Annotated in this window: 12 protein-coding genes and 6 tRNA genes; 5 read left to right on the top strand and 13 right to left on the bottom strand. The window is 41.2% G+C overall.

Going from position 1 to position 15,293, the window contains the following annotated elements; genetic code table 11:
• Positions 1-121 precede the first annotated feature (121 nt).
• Genes ybeY through miaB form a run of 3 tightly spaced genes read right to left on the bottom strand, consistent with a single transcriptional unit; the run spans position 122 to position 3,112 of the window.
• Positions 122-589, bottom strand: coding sequence for an rRNA maturation RNase YbeY (gene ybeY / locus PSF09_RS03890; protein ID WP_210837069.1), 468 nt, complete (start codon positions 587-589; stop codon positions 122-124).
• Positions 590-1,642: a PhoH family protein gene (locus tag PSF09_RS03885; RefSeq protein ID WP_004908988.1), complete on the bottom strand. Its 1,053-nt coding sequence runs from the start codon at positions 1,640-1,642 to the stop codon at positions 590-592.
• Positions 1,643-1,681: 39 nt separating this feature from the next.
• A complete protein-coding gene (gene miaB / locus PSF09_RS03880) occupies positions 1,682-3,112 on the bottom strand; it encodes a tRNA (N6-isopentenyl adenosine(37)-C2)-methylthiotransferase MiaB (RefSeq protein WP_210837068.1) in 1,431 nt (476 codons plus the stop codon).
• 460 nt (positions 3,113-3,572) lie between these two features.
• Between miaB and ubiF the strand changes: the two genes are divergently transcribed.
• Positions 3,573-4,760: a 3-demethoxyubiquinol 3-hydroxylase gene (ubiF, locus tag PSF09_RS03875; RefSeq protein WP_272683514.1), complete on the top strand. Its 1,188-nt coding sequence runs from the start codon at positions 3,573-3,575 to the stop codon at positions 4,758-4,760.
• A gap of 69 nt (positions 4,761-4,829) precedes the next feature.
• Here the strand turns inward: ubiF and PSF09_RS03870 are convergent, their stop codons facing one another.
• The 10 genes from PSF09_RS03870 to nagB all read right to left on the bottom strand — a co-directional run bounded on the left by PSF09_RS03870 (position 4,830) and on the right by nagB (position 10,970).
• Complete coding sequence (locus PSF09_RS03870) at positions 4,830-6,173, bottom strand: dicarboxylate/amino acid:cation symporter (protein WP_210837094.1); 1,344 nt, start codon at positions 6,171-6,173, stop codon at positions 4,830-4,832.
• A gap of 557 nt (positions 6,174-6,730) precedes the next feature.
• Positions 6,731-6,805: transfer RNA gene (locus tag PSF09_RS03865), tRNA-Gln, on the bottom strand.
• A gap of 10 nt (positions 6,806-6,815) precedes the next feature.
• Positions 6,816-6,892: transfer RNA gene (locus PSF09_RS03860), tRNA-Met, on the bottom strand.
• 50 nt (positions 6,893-6,942) lie between these two features.
• Positions 6,943-7,017, bottom strand: a tRNA-Gln gene (locus tag PSF09_RS03855).
• 31 nt (positions 7,018-7,048) lie between these two features.
• Positions 7,049-7,123: transfer RNA gene (locus PSF09_RS03850), tRNA-Gln, on the bottom strand.
• Between the two features lie 31 nt (positions 7,124-7,154).
• A tRNA-Leu gene (locus PSF09_RS03845) sits at positions 7,155-7,239 on the bottom strand.
• A gap of 7 nt (positions 7,240-7,246) precedes the next feature.
• Positions 7,247-7,323, bottom strand: a tRNA-Met gene (locus tag PSF09_RS03840).
• A gap of 369 nt (positions 7,324-7,692) precedes the next feature.
• Positions 7,693-8,916, bottom strand: a complete 1,224-nt coding sequence (gene nagC / locus PSF09_RS03835; RefSeq protein WP_272666444.1) for a DNA-binding transcriptional regulator NagC — start codon at positions 8,914-8,916, stop codon at positions 7,693-7,695.
• A gap of 11 nt (positions 8,917-8,927) precedes the next feature.
• Entirely contained in the window at positions 8,928-10,091 is a 1,164-nt protein-coding gene (nagA, locus tag PSF09_RS03830) for an N-acetylglucosamine-6-phosphate deacetylase (RefSeq protein WP_210840382.1), read from the bottom strand.
• A 75-nt stretch (positions 10,092-10,166) separates the two neighbouring features.
• Positions 10,167-10,970 carry a glucosamine-6-phosphate deaminase gene (gene nagB / locus PSF09_RS03825; protein WP_272666445.1) on the bottom strand — a complete coding sequence of 268 codons (804 nt, stop codon included), beginning with the start codon at positions 10,968-10,970 and terminating at the stop codon, positions 10,167-10,169.
• A gap of 457 nt (positions 10,971-11,427) precedes the next feature.
• On the opposite strand from nagB, the gene nagE reads away from it, so the two are divergent.
• From nagE to PSF09_RS03805, 4 genes are all read left to right on the top strand, one after another.
• Positions 11,428-13,413: an N-acetylglucosamine-specific PTS transporter subunit IIBC gene (gene nagE / locus PSF09_RS03820; protein ID WP_371031506.1), complete on the top strand. Its 1,986-nt coding sequence runs from the start codon at positions 11,428-11,430 to the stop codon at positions 13,411-13,413.
• A 207-nt stretch (positions 13,414-13,620) separates the two neighbouring features.
• A complete protein-coding gene (locus PSF09_RS03815) occupies positions 13,621-14,292 on the top strand; it encodes a hypothetical protein (protein ID WP_272683513.1) in 672 nt (223 codons plus the stop codon).
• A gap of 177 nt (positions 14,293-14,469) precedes the next feature.
• Positions 14,470-14,979, top strand: coding sequence for a colicin E3/pyocin S6 family cytotoxin (locus tag PSF09_RS20425; protein ID WP_442959304.1), 510 nt, complete (start codon positions 14,470-14,472; stop codon positions 14,977-14,979).
• Between the two features lie 13 nt (positions 14,980-14,992).
• The gene (locus tag PSF09_RS03805; RefSeq protein ID WP_115167737.1) at positions 14,993-15,250 is read left to right on the top strand and encodes a colicin E3-like toxin immunity protein; all 258 of its coding nucleotides are present in this window, start codon (positions 14,993-14,995) and stop codon (positions 15,248-15,250) included.
• Positions 15,251-15,293: the final 43 nt, after the last annotated feature.

The following is a 15,293-nucleotide window of genomic DNA, read 5'->3' as shown; positions in this document are numbered from 1 at the left end:
AAAAACAGTTTACTACATTCTTTTTTAGCACAAAACTGACGGTTTATCTGCAAAATAACCGTCAGTTTTTTGTAAAATAATGCTTTCTTTGAGAAAGATATCTCAAAAAATTATAGTAAGGTCACTCTTTTTCTGCAAGATATGGGTCTTCGTAGCCTAATTCAGCCAGAATTTCGGTTTCTAAACTTTCCATTTCTTCTGCTTCATCATCTTCAATATGGTCATAGCCTAAAAGATGAAGGCAACCATGAACAACCATATGAGCCCAGTGTTCTTCTGCTGTTTTTTGTTGCTCGATAGCTTCTTGTTCAACGACTTGGCGACAGATAATTAAATCACCAAGCAAAGGCAGCTCAATTTCTGGTGGAGCCTCAAAGGGGAATGACAACACGTTGGTTGGTTTGTCTTTGCCACGATAGGTTAAGTTTAAGTGATGGCTTTCTGGTTCATCAACCACTCGAATAGTGACTTCACTTTGCGCTTGAAATTTAGGTAAAACAGCGGTTAACCAACGCTGAAATTCGGCTTCAGAAGGTAAGCCTTCAGGGTTTTCGCACGCAATTTGTAAGTCGAGAATAATGTCACTCATTTATAGATTTTCCTGCTTTTCAAATTGCTTTTGCTGTTCTTTTTCTTCACGTAACTGTTGGCGACGTTTATTATCTTGTTCTTCCCATGCTTCATAAGCCATGACGACTTTTGCAACAACAGGATGGCGAACCACATCTTCACTGTGGAAGAAATTGAAGCTTAAATCATCGACTTCGGAAAGCACTTCAATGGCATGACGTAGGCCTGATTTACTACCGCGAGGCAAGTCAACCTGAGTAATATCTCCCGTCACAACCGCTTTAGAGTTAAAGCCAATACGTGTTAAAAACATCTTCATCTGTTCTATGGTGGTGTTTTGGCTCTCATCTAAAATAATAAAAGCATCATTCAACGTACGACCTCGCATATAGGCCAGCGGTGCGACTTCGATAACATTACGCTCAATCAGTTTTTCAACTTTTTCAAAGCCTAACATTTCGAATAGCGCATCATAAAGTGGGCGCAGGTAAGGGTCGACTTTTTGGCTGAGATCTCCTGGTAAAAAACCAAGTTTCTCACCGGCTTCAACAGCAGGGCGTGTAAGCAGAATGCGGCGAACTTCTTGGCGTTCTAAGGCATCAACTGCCGCGGCTACCGCTAAATAGGTTTTCCCAGTTCCTGCTGGGCCAATGCCAAACGTAATATCATGGTCTAAAATATTGGCGATATATTGCGCTTGGTTTGGGGTACGTGGTTTGATCACACCACGTTTAGTCTTAATATTCACCGCTTTACCGTAGTCAGGAACGCTATCGGCAGATTGCTCTAAAACACGGCTATCCAGAATGGCTAAGTGAATATTTTCAGGGTCGATATCAGGGATAACACCGCGCACAGGTGCGGTATCAACATACAGTTGACGCAAAATTTTGCTGGCCGCTTGAACATTCAGCGGCTTACCCGATAACTTAAAACGGTTATCACGGCGATTAATTTCGATAGCAAGGCGGCGTTCTAGCTGCTTGATATTATCGTCAAATGGCCCGCAGAGGCTCATTAAACGTTGGTTATCTGCGGGTTCTAGAAAGATTTCTTGTGTTGCGATTTGCAAATTTTTTGTCTCGGTCACTGAATATCCTATGGTTGTGGCTTAGGGCTGAAAACTACCAACACCTAGCTCATCTTCTTTACGGGTGCGTGCAATAACAGACTCTGGTGATTCATGAACGCGAAGACCCATTTGGTCTTCTGTACGAATGACTTTACCGCGTAATGAGTTGGTATAGACATCTACAATTTCGACATCCACAAATTTACCAATCATATCCGGTGTGCCTTCAAAGTTCACGACACGGTTATTTTCAGTACGTCCAGACAGCTCCATAACGTTTTTACGTGATGTTCCTTCAACTAAGATACGTTGAATGGTTCCCACCATTTGGCGGCTGAAGCTTAATGCCTGCTGATTAATACGCTGTTGCAGTAAGTATAGACGCTGTTTTTTTTCATCTTCCGTTACGTCGTCAGGTAAATCTGCAGCTGGCGTACCAGGACGCGCGGAATAAACAAAGCTGTAGCTCATGTCAAAATTCACGTCAGCAATCAGTTTCATGGTTTTTTCGAAGTCTTCGGTTGTTTCACCGGGGAAGCCCACGATAAAGTCTGAACTAATAAGAATACCAGGGCGTGCTTCGCGTAGTTTACGAATAATGGCTTTGTATTCAAGTGCCGTATGAGCACGTTTCATCATCGTTAGAACGCGGTCTGAGCCACTTTGCACAGGTAGATGCAAGAAGCTGACTAATTCTGGAGTATCGCGGTAAACTTCGATGATATCGTCAGTAAATTCAATTGGGTGGCTAGTGGTAAAGCGAACACGGTCTATACCATCAATAGCGGCGACTAAACGCAGTAATTCTGCAAATGAGCAAATTTCACCATCAAAAGTTGCGCCACGGTAGGCATTCACATTTTGACCCAGTAAGTTAACTTCACGTACACCTTGTGCAGCTAACTGTGCGATTTCAAATAGAATATCATCACAAGGGCGGCTAACTTCTTCACCACGGGTATAAGGCACTACGCAGAAGGTGCAATACTTGTTACAGCCTTCCATAATCGAAACGAAAGCCGTTGGCCCTTCGGCACGAGGTTCAGGTAAACGGTCAAACTTTTCAATTTCAGGGAAGCTGATATCAATAACTGGGCTGCGGGTACCTTGAACTTGATTAATCATCTCAGGCAAACGGTGCAAAGTTTGCGGGCCGAAAACGATGTCAACGCTTGGCGCACGTTGGCGAATAAAATCCCCTTCTTGTGAAGCGACACAGCCGCCTACACCAATAATAATGTCAGGGTTTTTGTCTTTAAAAAACTTCCAACGACCAAGTTGATGGAAGACTTTTTCTTGTGCTTTTTCACGAATTGAACAGGTATTAAGCAGTAATAAATCGGCTTCTTCTGCAATTTCAGTGAGTTGATAACCATGGGTATTTTCTAATAAAGAAACCATTTTGGATGAGTCATACTCATTCATCTGGCAACCCCAAGTTTTAATGTATAGCTTTTTATTCGTCGACATGTCGTATATCCGGTGTTTTCGAAGCGGCTAGTGTAATGGACTCCGAAACGCGTTGTAAATCCAAAGTCCTACCCCTTATATTTGGGAACTCGCATGCATTTTGATTAAGGACATCATTGTATGATGGGATAAATGCAAAGATATTTAAAATAATATCACCACACGAAATCTAAGGGCAGGCAATTTGCCTATTGTTTTAAAATTAGCACGTATTGTATTCATTTGCGGCATCAGTGACCAGAGGATGTTGCAAAATTGTGGTTATTTTTTGTGCGAATTAAAGTATTTTCAGCAAAATACACTGTTTGTAAGGTTATAAAGATGAAGGACGCGAATAACCTCTAAGCCTTCAATGTCTTATTTCCTGTGAGAATCATCATTTTTCGGTACAATACCTTTATCAACGTGGTCACTGTTATCAAACAACAACCTTTATTAAACAATAAATAGTAGCGAACGTATGAATAAATTAATCGAATCTTATGATGTTGTCGTCGTTGGCGCAGGTATGACTGGCGCGGCAGCAGCATTGGGCTTTGCTCAAGAAGGCATGCGAGTCGCTTTGCTTGAAAAAGCACAACCTGCGGCCTTTGACCCACAAAGTGCTCCAGATGTTCGTATTTCTGCGATTAGCCGTGCTTCTGTTGAATTGTTGGAGCAATTAGGGGCTTGGCAACATGTTAAGGCAATGCGAAGTGCTCCATATCGCCAGTTAGAAACATGGGAAGAGCCAGAGAGCAATGTGGTTTTTGATGCTCAGAGTCTTGGGTTGCCTGAACTTGGGTTTATGGTAGAAAACCGTGTGTTACAACTTGCATTATGGCAGGAATGTGAAAAATACAGCAATCTAGACCTTGTCTGCCCTGTGAGACTTATCAATTTATACCAACCTAAGTCGCAAGAAGAGTGGATATTAGCATTAGATGATGGCCGAACTCTGCAAGCTAAGCTTGTTATTGGAGCTGATGGCGCGAATTCGCAGGTCCGCAAAATGGCAGGAATTGGTAGCCGTGGCTGGCAGTATCGCCAATCATGTATGTTGATTAGCATTCAAACACAGCAGTCTCAGCAAGATAAAACATGGCAGCAGTTTTTTCCATCAGGGCCTAGGGCATTTTTACCGTTGTATGATAATTGGGCTTCATTAGTCTGGTATGACAGCCCTGCAAAGATTAGGCGTTTACAAGGCATGTCAATGGAACAGTTGACGGGAGCGATTTCTGAAGCTTTTCCTGAACGTTTAGGGCCTGTTACCGCAATTGCAGCAGGGGCATTTCCACTGACTCGTCATCATGCACGTCGCTATGTGATAGATGGATTAGCATTGATTGGTGATGCTGCTCATACCATTAACCCATTAGCGGGGCAGGGAGTGAATTTAGGCTACCGAGATGTTGATGCTTTGTTGAAAGAAGTGATTTACGCTCGTGAATATATACAGCCTTGGCATTCTCTTGATGTATTGAAACGTTATCAACGCCGTCGTTTGCCTGATAATTTAATTATGCAAGCTGGAATGGACGTATTTTATATGGCATTTAGTGAAAAGTTACCGGGATTGAAAATAGTTAGGAATCTCGGGTTGATGGCGGCACAACGCGCCGGAGAAGCGAAAAAACTGGCGTTGAAGTATGCTTTAGGGTTATAGAACTTATCTTAGATATATAAATAGGCCGCTAATTAGCGGCCTATTTATTATTAAGTGAAGAAGTTATTGTTATTTATTATTGGCTAAATCAATCGGTTGAATGTGATTTGTATCCGTATTGCTGTTGTCATCTTCAGTAATCACTGAATCTAATGTTTCATTTTTTGCTGAAAATGCATGAGCCAGTTTTTCTGTGTCGAGTTCTTTTTCCCAACGCGCAACAACGATACACGCACATGCGTTACCAACTAAGTTAGTTAATGCACGGCACTCAGACATAAAACGGTCGATACCTAAAATAAGCGCCATACCTGCTACAGGAACGCTTGGCACCACCATCAGTGTGGCTGCTAAGGTAATAAACCCTGCACCCGTCACACCCGCTGCACCTTTTGAGCTTATCATCGCAACCAACAGCAACGAAATTTGTTGCCAAATAGTGAGCTCAATATTAGTGGCTTGGGCAATAAATAATGCGGCCATCGTCATATAGATGTTAGTACCGTCAAGGTTGAAAGAATAGCCTGTAGGGATCACTAACCCGACAACCGATTTTTCACACCCAGCATGCTCCATTTTGCGCATTAAGCTTGGCAGTGCCGCTTCGGAAGAAGAGGTACCTAAAACTAACCATAGCTCGTCTTTGATATATTTAATTAGCGCAATGATTGAGAAGCCGTTGTATTTAGCAACTGCACCCAGAACAAGTAAGACGAACAACAGTGAGGTAATATAGAACGTCATTATCAGCATCATTAAGTTGCCAATAGATGAAATTCCATATTTACCAATGGTAAATGCCATTGCCCCAAATGCCCCAATAGGTGCGAGTTTCATGAGCATCGCAACCATTTTGAACACAGGTTCAGAAAAGTTTTGCAGTAGCTTAACAATAGGCTCGCCGTGTTTACCTGTTGCCGCCAATGCTAATCCGAAAATGACAGCAATAAATAGAACTTGCAGAATGTTGCCGTTTACTAATGGACTAATGACGGTATCAGGGATGATATTCATCAAGAAGCCAACTATCGAAGATTCGTGTGCTTTTTCAACGTAGGTGGCAACTTTAGTGCTATCAAGGGTTGCCGGATCAATGTTAAGGCCTGATCCTGGGCGAATGATATTTGCGACGATAAGACCGATGATGAGAGCGATGGTCGAGAAAGTGATGAAGTAGAGCATCGCTTTACCTGCGACGCTACCAACGGCCTTCATGTTTGACATGCCTGATATACCAGTGACTACAGTTAAGAAGATAACTGGCGCGATAATCATTTTAACGATTTTGATGAATGCATCACCAAGCGGTTTTAATGACTCTCCAATGTCTGGAAAAAAGTGGCCAAGTGCGATACCCAGAACGATGGCTACGATTACCTGAACATATAAGATCTTATATATTGGTTGCTTTATCATGTTTCGCATAAATTTTCTCTGTAAAAATGTTGCGTTTGGCAATTTATAATTATTAGGTTTAAAACTTTTATTAGAGTTTCTGAGAACTAATTTAGTTGGAATGGAAGAAGGGGCTGAATTTATTAGTACCAGAGGTTGATAATAATTTAACTGGTAATAATCATACCTAACTACAATTCGAGCGCAGGTTAACACTTTCAGCGGTTATAGAGAAATGATTGAAGTCACATATTTGATAGAAAAGTTATGCAAACGTAAATTTTATGAGCTAAATGTTGCTTTAACATCACTTTAAACGATTAAGCTATTGGTTAATCGGTAATATTGGGATTAAATAAATAAGTAAATCACTAAAAAGTCATCATTTAAGCTAAAAATAGGGATGGAAATATAGAAAACAGTAGAGATGAAGCCTCAACTTATTAAAAAATAGAGTTATCTGCTATTTTTTTATTTTTCATTTAATTTATCAATAAAATCGATAAGCAAAATTAAGATAGTTTAGGCAGAGAAAGAGAGAATAGGAGTTAATTTAAGTGATATTGAAAAGAGAATGGCTGGGGTACCAGGATTCGAACCTGGGGATGCCAGGATCAAAACCTGGTGCCTTACCGCTTGGCGATACCCCAACAAAAGAAATGGTAGCTACGACGGGATTCGAACCTGTGACCCCAACATTATGAGTGTTGTGCTCTAACCAACTGAGCTACATAGCCATATATAATTTCTTTGAAATGAATTGTGCAACTCTAGGTAGGATAGTAGATGGCTGGGGTACCAGGATTCGAACCTGGGAATGCCAGGATCAAAACCTGGTGCCTTACCGCTTGGCGATACCCCATCCGGGAATTCTACTATTGATTGTTTTAAGATGGCTGGGGTACCAGGATTCGAACCTGGGAATGCCAGGATCAAAACCTGGTGCCTTACCGCTTGGCGATACCCCAATCTTAAATTCAATGCTACCGAGAAGGAAAATGGTGCGGGAGACAAGACTTGAACTTGCACACCTTGCGGCGCCAGAACCTAAATCTGGTGCGTCTACCAATTTCGCCACTCCCGCAAAATAATGGTGGCTATGACGGGATTCGAACCTGTGACCCCAACATTATGAGTGTTGTGCTCTAACCAGCTGAGCTACATAGCCATCTTTTTTTGCATAACCTTCGTCGGCGTTGCGGGGCGCATTATGCTAATTACAGACCCGACAGTCAACAGCTTTTTGCACTATTTTTCAGAAAACGTGACTGTTTGTTTGTTGAATAATCATTTTGTCGATAAAGCCAGCAAAAAACAAGCCCGTATTTGAAAAAAATCACTTTTTGTCTTAGACGCTAGATAAATGTAATTTGTTAAGGGGAGGAAATAATACAGCGAAAGAGCTCAAAAATTTGTGCGGGGAACAACGTGGAGGAATGGGGAGTATGCTAAAAATGATATATGAAATGAAAATATTCAGTTTATAGACAATAAAAAAGCAGGTGTCTCTACCTGCTTTAAAAAAACACGCCAAAAATTAGCTTTCAAACAGTTTTTGCAATAATTCACCATTGAGCATCGCGCGTTTAGTGAGTGCGAAAGCGCCTATTGCCGAGTTATGAACCAACTGCGATGTGACGATGGGGAGATTCTCCCTAAATCCTTTTAAGGCTTGTGTGTCAATGCAGCTTTGAATCGCGGGTAACAGAATGTGTTCTGCTTCCGTGATATCGCCTGCAATAACGACTTTTTCAGGGTTAAATAAGTTTATAGAGATAGCTATCGCTTTACCGATTTGCCGGCCAACGTGCTGGATAACTTCCGTAGCAAGTGGATCTCCCTTATTAGCGGCTTGGCAAATATGGGAAATCGTACAAGTTTCCAATGTAAGGGAGCTCGAATAGCCTTGTTCTAAACGTTGTTTTACACGGGCTTCAATCGCTTGGTTTGAGGCAATGGTTTCTAAACAACCAAAATTACCACAATGGCAAAGTTCGCCAAGAGGGTCAACTTGGATATGGCCGATTTCCCCGAGGTTACCTCGATGGTTGAGCAATATCTCTTTATTGATGACTAAACCCGCCCCTGCGCCTCTGTGGATGCGTACTAGCAGAGAGTCTTCGCAATCACGAGTAGCACCAAAATAGCTCTCAGCAAGGGCTAGGCTGCGAATATCATGCCCTGCATAACAGGTAATTTTAAAGTGTGCTTGTAAATTATCGATGAGATGCCAATTGTCGACCTTGATATGTGGCATGTAGTAAACAATCCCACTATTTGGGTTAACTAACCCAGGGAGAATAATAGAAATCGCAATCAGCTCTTTTAAGCGCTTATGATTGTGCTCAATAAAATCATCTATAGCGGCAATCAATTTTTGTTCTATGGCTTGCTGAGAAGGCTCTGTGATAGGGTAATGAGCATCAACAATCATTTTGCCACCTAAGTCGTATAAGGCGATGGTGGCATCATAGCGCCCTAAGCGGACGCCAATCGTGTGAAAATTTTTGTGTTCAGAAACAATAGATATGGCACGACGGCCTCCAGTAGAGGCCTGTTGGTCAACTTCTTTAATTAAACCACGTTCGAGTAACTGGCGAGTGATTTTAGTCACACTGGCTGGGGCAAGTTGGCTTTGCTCCGCGATTTGAATTCTTGATATCGGGCCATGTTGGTCAATTAAACTATAGACGACAGCGCTATTTAGTTGTTTGACGAGATCAATATTACCAATTTGCTTCAGCGAGTGGCTTTGATTCATTAGCTAGTTACTCATTTTTTGTAGACTTCTGCTCCGTTCACATAGGTTGCAAGGACGTCGAAGTCGTGGTTAAACGCGGTTAAATTCGCAATTTTACCCGGAGCAATAGACCCTAAAGTCTCATCAACTCCAATGGCTCTTGCGGGGTAGAGCGTTGCCATTCTCAGTGTTTCATCTAATGGAATACCCACGTACTCTACACTGTTTCTCACGGCTTCTATCATGGTGAGTGATGAGCCGCTGAGTGTGCCATTTTCATCTACACATAATCCATCGCGGTAGTATATGGTTTTACCCGCGAAGATAAAATGATCCATTTCACCAGTTTGAGGATCTATTCCTGCCGGCGCTGTGGCATCAGTCACTAAAATTAATTTATCACCTTTTAAGTGCTTACTATTACGGATATTTGCCCACTGAACATGTAAGCCATCAGCGATAATTCCCGCATACACTTCAGGAGTGTCATAAATAGCACCAACTAAACCCGGGCCACGGCCTGAAATATATGGCATGGCGTTGAAAAGATGCGTTGAAAAGCGAATTCCGGCTTTAAAGCCCAGTTTGGCCTCTTCATACGTTGCATTTGAATGCCCTGCAGAAATAACAATGCCGGAATCTTTCAGTTGGTGAATGTAATCTAGTTCAACCATTTCAGGCGCTAAAGTGATTTTAGTGATGGAGTCTGCATGAGCAGCTAAATAATCAATCATCTGCGCGGATGGTTGGCGGATAAATTCAGGGTTATGTGTGCCTTTTTTAATAACATTAATATATGGGCCTTCTAAATGAAGCCCGAGAGCTTGGTTCTTGTGGTCTTTTAAGTACTCCGTCATGACCTCAATACCATGCTTCATCAATTCGTCAGAGCACGTAATCAGCGTTGGCAGGTAACTGGTACATCCTGTACGCTCATTGGCTTTTTGCATGATATCCAAATTCTTTAATGTGACATTTTCTTTATTATCATTGAATTGGACACCACCACAGCCGTTGACTTGCAGGTCAATAAACCCTGCAGATAACGTCGCACCTTGTAGGTCATGTTGTGGAATATCGGAAGGTAATTCAGAGACAGGACAAACATCTTTGATGATTTCACCATCAATGACGACCGCATGGTTATCCAGTCTTTCATGACCTGTATAAATAATGCAATTTGTTAATGCATACATGGCTTAAAACTCCTGACCTCTGGAAGGTGGGTCACCGATCAGCCTTCGCTGATCGGGTGATTGATAAATATAATCTTAGTTAAACTTTTCAATAATTTCAGATTCTAGCTGTTTGAAATATTTAAGCGTTTTAACTTTTAATTCGAGTGTTGCTGGTTCATCACAGACAACCAGTGCTTTTGGGTGCATTTGCACGCAGCTCACTGTCCACATATGGTTAATTGAACCTTCAACTGCGGCATGAACTGCGTTTGCTTTATTCGCACCTGTTGCAAGTACCATTAACTCTTCAGCATCCATTAATGTGGCGACACCGACAGTTAAAGCAAATTTTGGTACTTGATTGATATCGTTATCAAAGAAACGTGAGTTAGCTTGGCGCGTTTCTGGTGTTAATGTTTTAATGCGGGTCCGCGAGTTCAGTGAAGAACCGGGTTCATTAAAAGCAATGTGACCGTCGTTACCAACGCCGCCCATAAATAAATTAATTTTGCCGTAAGATTTAATTTTATCTTCATAACGTTGGCATTCCGCATCAACATCTGGGGCATTACCATTCAGTAAATTAATATTTTGCGCTTGAATGTCGATGTAGTTAAAGAAATTTTCATGCATAAATGTGTGATAGCTTTGAGGATGATTAGCTGGAATACCAATATATTCATCCATATTAAATGTTACCACATGCTTAAAACTGACTTTTCCTGCATTATATAAAGCAATCAGTGCTTTATAAGTCGCAAGAGGGGTACCGCCTGTTGGTAACCCAAGAACGAAAGGGCGATCAGCTGTAGGGTTGAATGCGTTGATTTTGTCAGCGATATACTGTGCGGACCAAATGCCGACATCATGCGCATTGTTAAGTGGAATTAGCCTCATGTCTCAATTACCTCTAATAAGTCTGTGAAATCTTTCATGTATATATGTATCCCCGATGTTATTTATTAGATATAGGAATACTCGTTATACTTCAAATTTATTGTGCATTATCACTTGGTTGACATGCTGTTTTTTTTCAGGACATGCACTCAAGTGTGCTGAGAATATACAGGTTAATAGTACAAATAAGTTATTTTTAATCATAAAATAAGTTTTCATTAATAGCTAGTAATTTAGTCATATCAGTAACTCTTTCGTTGACATTTATCACAAATCGAACCTATTTATTTTGCATCGCGAAACAATTAATTTAGACTATGAAATTGATACTCTCAATAACCTAAATTATGATTTAGGTGTGTGAACAATAAGATCCCGTAAATGGGGCAAAAATAGGGCGATAAAGGGGGAGTTTGTGAATATTCTTAGCTACTTACAGCGGATTGGTAGGGCACTTATGGTGCCAGTTGCTGTACTACCAGCCGCAGCAATCCTGATGGGGATTGGCTATTGGATTGATCCAGATGGTTGGGGAGCCAATAGTGCAATCGCGGCGTTACTGATTAAATCGGGTGCGGCCATTATTGATAATATGTCCGTACTGTTTGCTATTGGTGTTGCTTATGGAATGTCAAAAGATAAGGACGGTGCGGCTGCGCTGACCGGTTTTGTTGGCTTTTTAGTGGTGACAACACTGTGTTCTCCTGCATCTTATTCCATGATCATGAATGTTCCGTTGGAAAGCGTTCCTGCGGCATTCGGTAAAATAAATAACCAGTTTGTGGGTATCTTAGTTGGGGTATTGTCTGCTGAATTGTACAACCGCTACAGTGGCGTAGAGCTACCAAAAGCGTTGTCTTTCTTTAGCGGTCGTCGCCTCGTGCCGATTTTGACATCGTTCTTAATGATCATTTTAGCCTTCATTCTGATGTATGTTTGGCCGGTGGTTTACAACGGTTTAGTCTCTTTCGGTGAAAGTATTAAAGATTTAGGCTCTGTGGGAGCGGGTATCTACGCATTCTTCAACCGTTTATTAATTCCAGTTGGTTTGCACCACGCGCTCAACTCGGTATTCTGGTTTGACGTTGCGGGTATCAATGATATTCCAAACTTCTTAGGCGGTGCTAAGTCTATTGAAGCAGGTCTGGCGACAGTGGGTATCACTGGTCGTTACCAAGCTGGTTTCTTCCCAATCATGATGTTTGGTTTGCCAGGTGCGGCATTAGCAATTTACCACTGCGCTCGCCCGGAAAATAAAGCCAAAGTGGCTGGTATTATGATTGCCGGTGCGTTTGCGGCATTCTTCACCGGTATCACTGAACCACTTGAATTCTCATTCATGTTCGTGGCTCCGATTCTGTATGTGATCCACGCATTGTTAACAGGTATTTCGGTTTATATCGCAGCAACAATGGAATGGATTTCAGGGTTCGGTTTCAGCGCAGGTTTAGTCGATATGTTATTGCAATCACGTAACCCATTAGCCGTTCAGTGGTATATGTTGATTGTTCAAGGCTTAGTCTTCTTCTGCATTTACTATGTCATTTTCCGTTTTATGATCCGTAAATTCAACCTGTTAACACCAGGCCGTGAAGAGAGCGCAGGTGATGAAACGATTGATGGTTATGACGAAAGCATTAGCCCTGCCGATAACAGTGACAGCGATATTCAAAAAGAAGCTCGCCAATATGTTGCAGCGGTTGGTGGTAGTGAAAATATCGTCAGTATTGATGCCTGTATTACACGTTTACGTTTAGGCGTTAAAGATTCCGCGGTTGTTAACGATGCGATGACTAAACGTTTAGGCGCTTCAGGTGTTATCCGCTTAAGCAAACAAAATGTGCAAGTGATTGTCGGTACACGTGCTGAATTGGTCGCAAAAGCAATGACTGAAGTAATTGCAAAAGGCCCTATTGCCGGTTCTGCACCAGTTGCAGTAGCAGAAGAGAAAAAAGCCGCAGAGCCAGCGAAAGCAAAAGGTAATGTGATTTTATCTCTGGTTGCGCCAGTCAGCGGCCAAGTGTTCTCCCTTGACGATGTGCCAGATGAAGCGTTTTCTAGCCGCATTGTGGGCGATGGTATTGCCATCAAACCAACAAGCAGCGAAGTGTTAGCGCCGGCATCAGGTACGGTGGTGAAAATTTTTGAAACTAACCACGCATTCTGCCTTGAAACAGAAAACGGTGTCGAACTCATTGTTCATATGGGGATCGATACGGTTGCACTGAAAGGGGAAGGTTGTGCACGTTTAGTGGAAGAAGGGGCGGGAGTGACTGCTGGTACACCAATCCTGAACTTAGACCTCGCGTTCCTTGAAGCCAATGCTAAATCAATGATTAGCCCTGTCATCATCAGCAATATTGATGATTTTGCTGGCATCGAAATTTTAGTTGAAGGTGACGTGAAAGCAGGTGAAACCGTTATTTATAATGTTCTGAAATAATTCAGTTTAATATTATAAGTGAGTAAGAGGGGGGCTTAGGCCACCCTCTTTGTTTATGCAGTTTAAATAAGAAAAAGATAATCATATAGGGCATAACAAATAATGATAATCAGTATCAACTGAGTCCAGTGTATAAAGAAAATATAATTAATTGTTAGCTTTGTGGGCAGTGTTTGGGATAACACACTCTTTTGATAAGGAACATCCATGCAGCAAAATGATGATATCATGAACATATTGAAGTGTAACCTTTGCCCTAGGTGTGGGGAACAAGATTGCCCTTTTCTGACATATGATAAGCGTGCTAAACAGATGATGGATGCATTTAGGCGAGGTGATTTTTTAGAAGCACAAAAAATATATATAAAAACATTTGCACAAACACTATCTATGCTCAGGGAGGATTTTAAAAGTAAAATCAAAATATATGAGTCAGTAACAGACAGCCTAAGATATAAAATTTTTGATAATCAAGCAGTAACAATTCCTCCTGCACTAACTTCAGCATTAAATGCTTCTTTATCAACCTTAAAACCGTCCCCTCTAATAATCAGCCATGCTGCACCAGTCAGTACTTTCAAACTCGGTGTCACCCCTCTTTCTAACAGTGACCCTCTAGGTATTGTTATTGGGCGGTCGGTGGGATTAGGTATTGGATTACTAACATATTCGCCACCAGCGGGTGCACCCGGAATAGATACATTACATGGCTTTTCAAAACATGATTTTGATTATTTAACAAGGAATACAAATACAGCAAGGACACCCGTTGGGGAACAATTAAGAGTACCAGAGGAACGAATATTAAGAGAGGTGAGTCGTAACAAGGGCATTGTTGAAACTTATGCCGTTCCTACAGAGCATATAAGTAATGGATAAAAAATTATTGAATTAACACCAACAAATTCACCAGTCGAGACTCAAGTTATACCAACAATCCCCACTGAACAAAAAGGGCTTTTTAGTTATTCACTGCCAAATGAACAAAAAGATAGATATATACAGATAGGAAAACCTGAGGTTTTCACAGGTACTCCCTTACCTAACCCGAAGAGATTGAAATCGTTACCTGGTGAAATATATGATATTCAACGGCCTTCAGGCATCCCGATTAATTCACCTTCTTTTCCAACTTCCGTTATAAATTCAAGTTCTAACCCGCAATCTCCTTTTATTATTGTTTTTTCTGAGAACATCGGTGTCAAGCCAATTTATATTGCGGCAAGTAAAGGCGGTAAGAAAAATAAAGGGAAGGGAAAAGATGATGAAAGAAAAGGTGTTAAAGAAAAAGGTCATTCTTATCATCCTGCACCTAAAGTTGATGAAATAAAAGGCTTAGGTGAATTAAAGCCAGTGCAAGGAAAAACGCCAAAACAAGGTGGTGGGGGACGGCGTAATCGGTGGGTTGGTGACAAAGGGCGTAAAATCTATGAGTGGGATTCTCAACATGGAGAATTGGAGGGATATAGAGGTAGTGATGGGCAGCATATAGGTGCATTCGATCCAAAAAGTGGTAAACAATTGAAACCAGCAGATCCTAAACGTAATATAAAAAAATATCTATGAAGAGGAATAAACAATGGGATTAAAACTACATACTCAATGGTTTGATAAGCAAACTGGTGAATTTATGGGTGAAGAATATTCAGAAGATTTTGGAGATGATGATTTTCTGATAGATAAAACAATTGATCCTAAAGATGAAAATATTATTAACAACGGAGTATTTGATTTGCAAAAAGAATGGGTAATTGAAATTCAAAGTCATGTCATTCATCAAATTGATTTAGATAAATTTGTGTATCAAGTTTCATTTGATTATCGGGACGAATGGTAATTATTATTCATGTTTGAATGATGTTAAATAAAGGGAGTTGAGC

It is taken from the genome of Providencia sp. PROV141 (assembly GCF_028481645.1).
Classification (GTDB): domain Bacteria; phylum Pseudomonadota; class Gammaproteobacteria; order Enterobacterales; family Enterobacteriaceae; genus Providencia; species Providencia rettgeri.
Note: the sequence above shows the minus strand (reverse complement) of the source record. Positions and strands in the feature narration are given on the sequence as shown.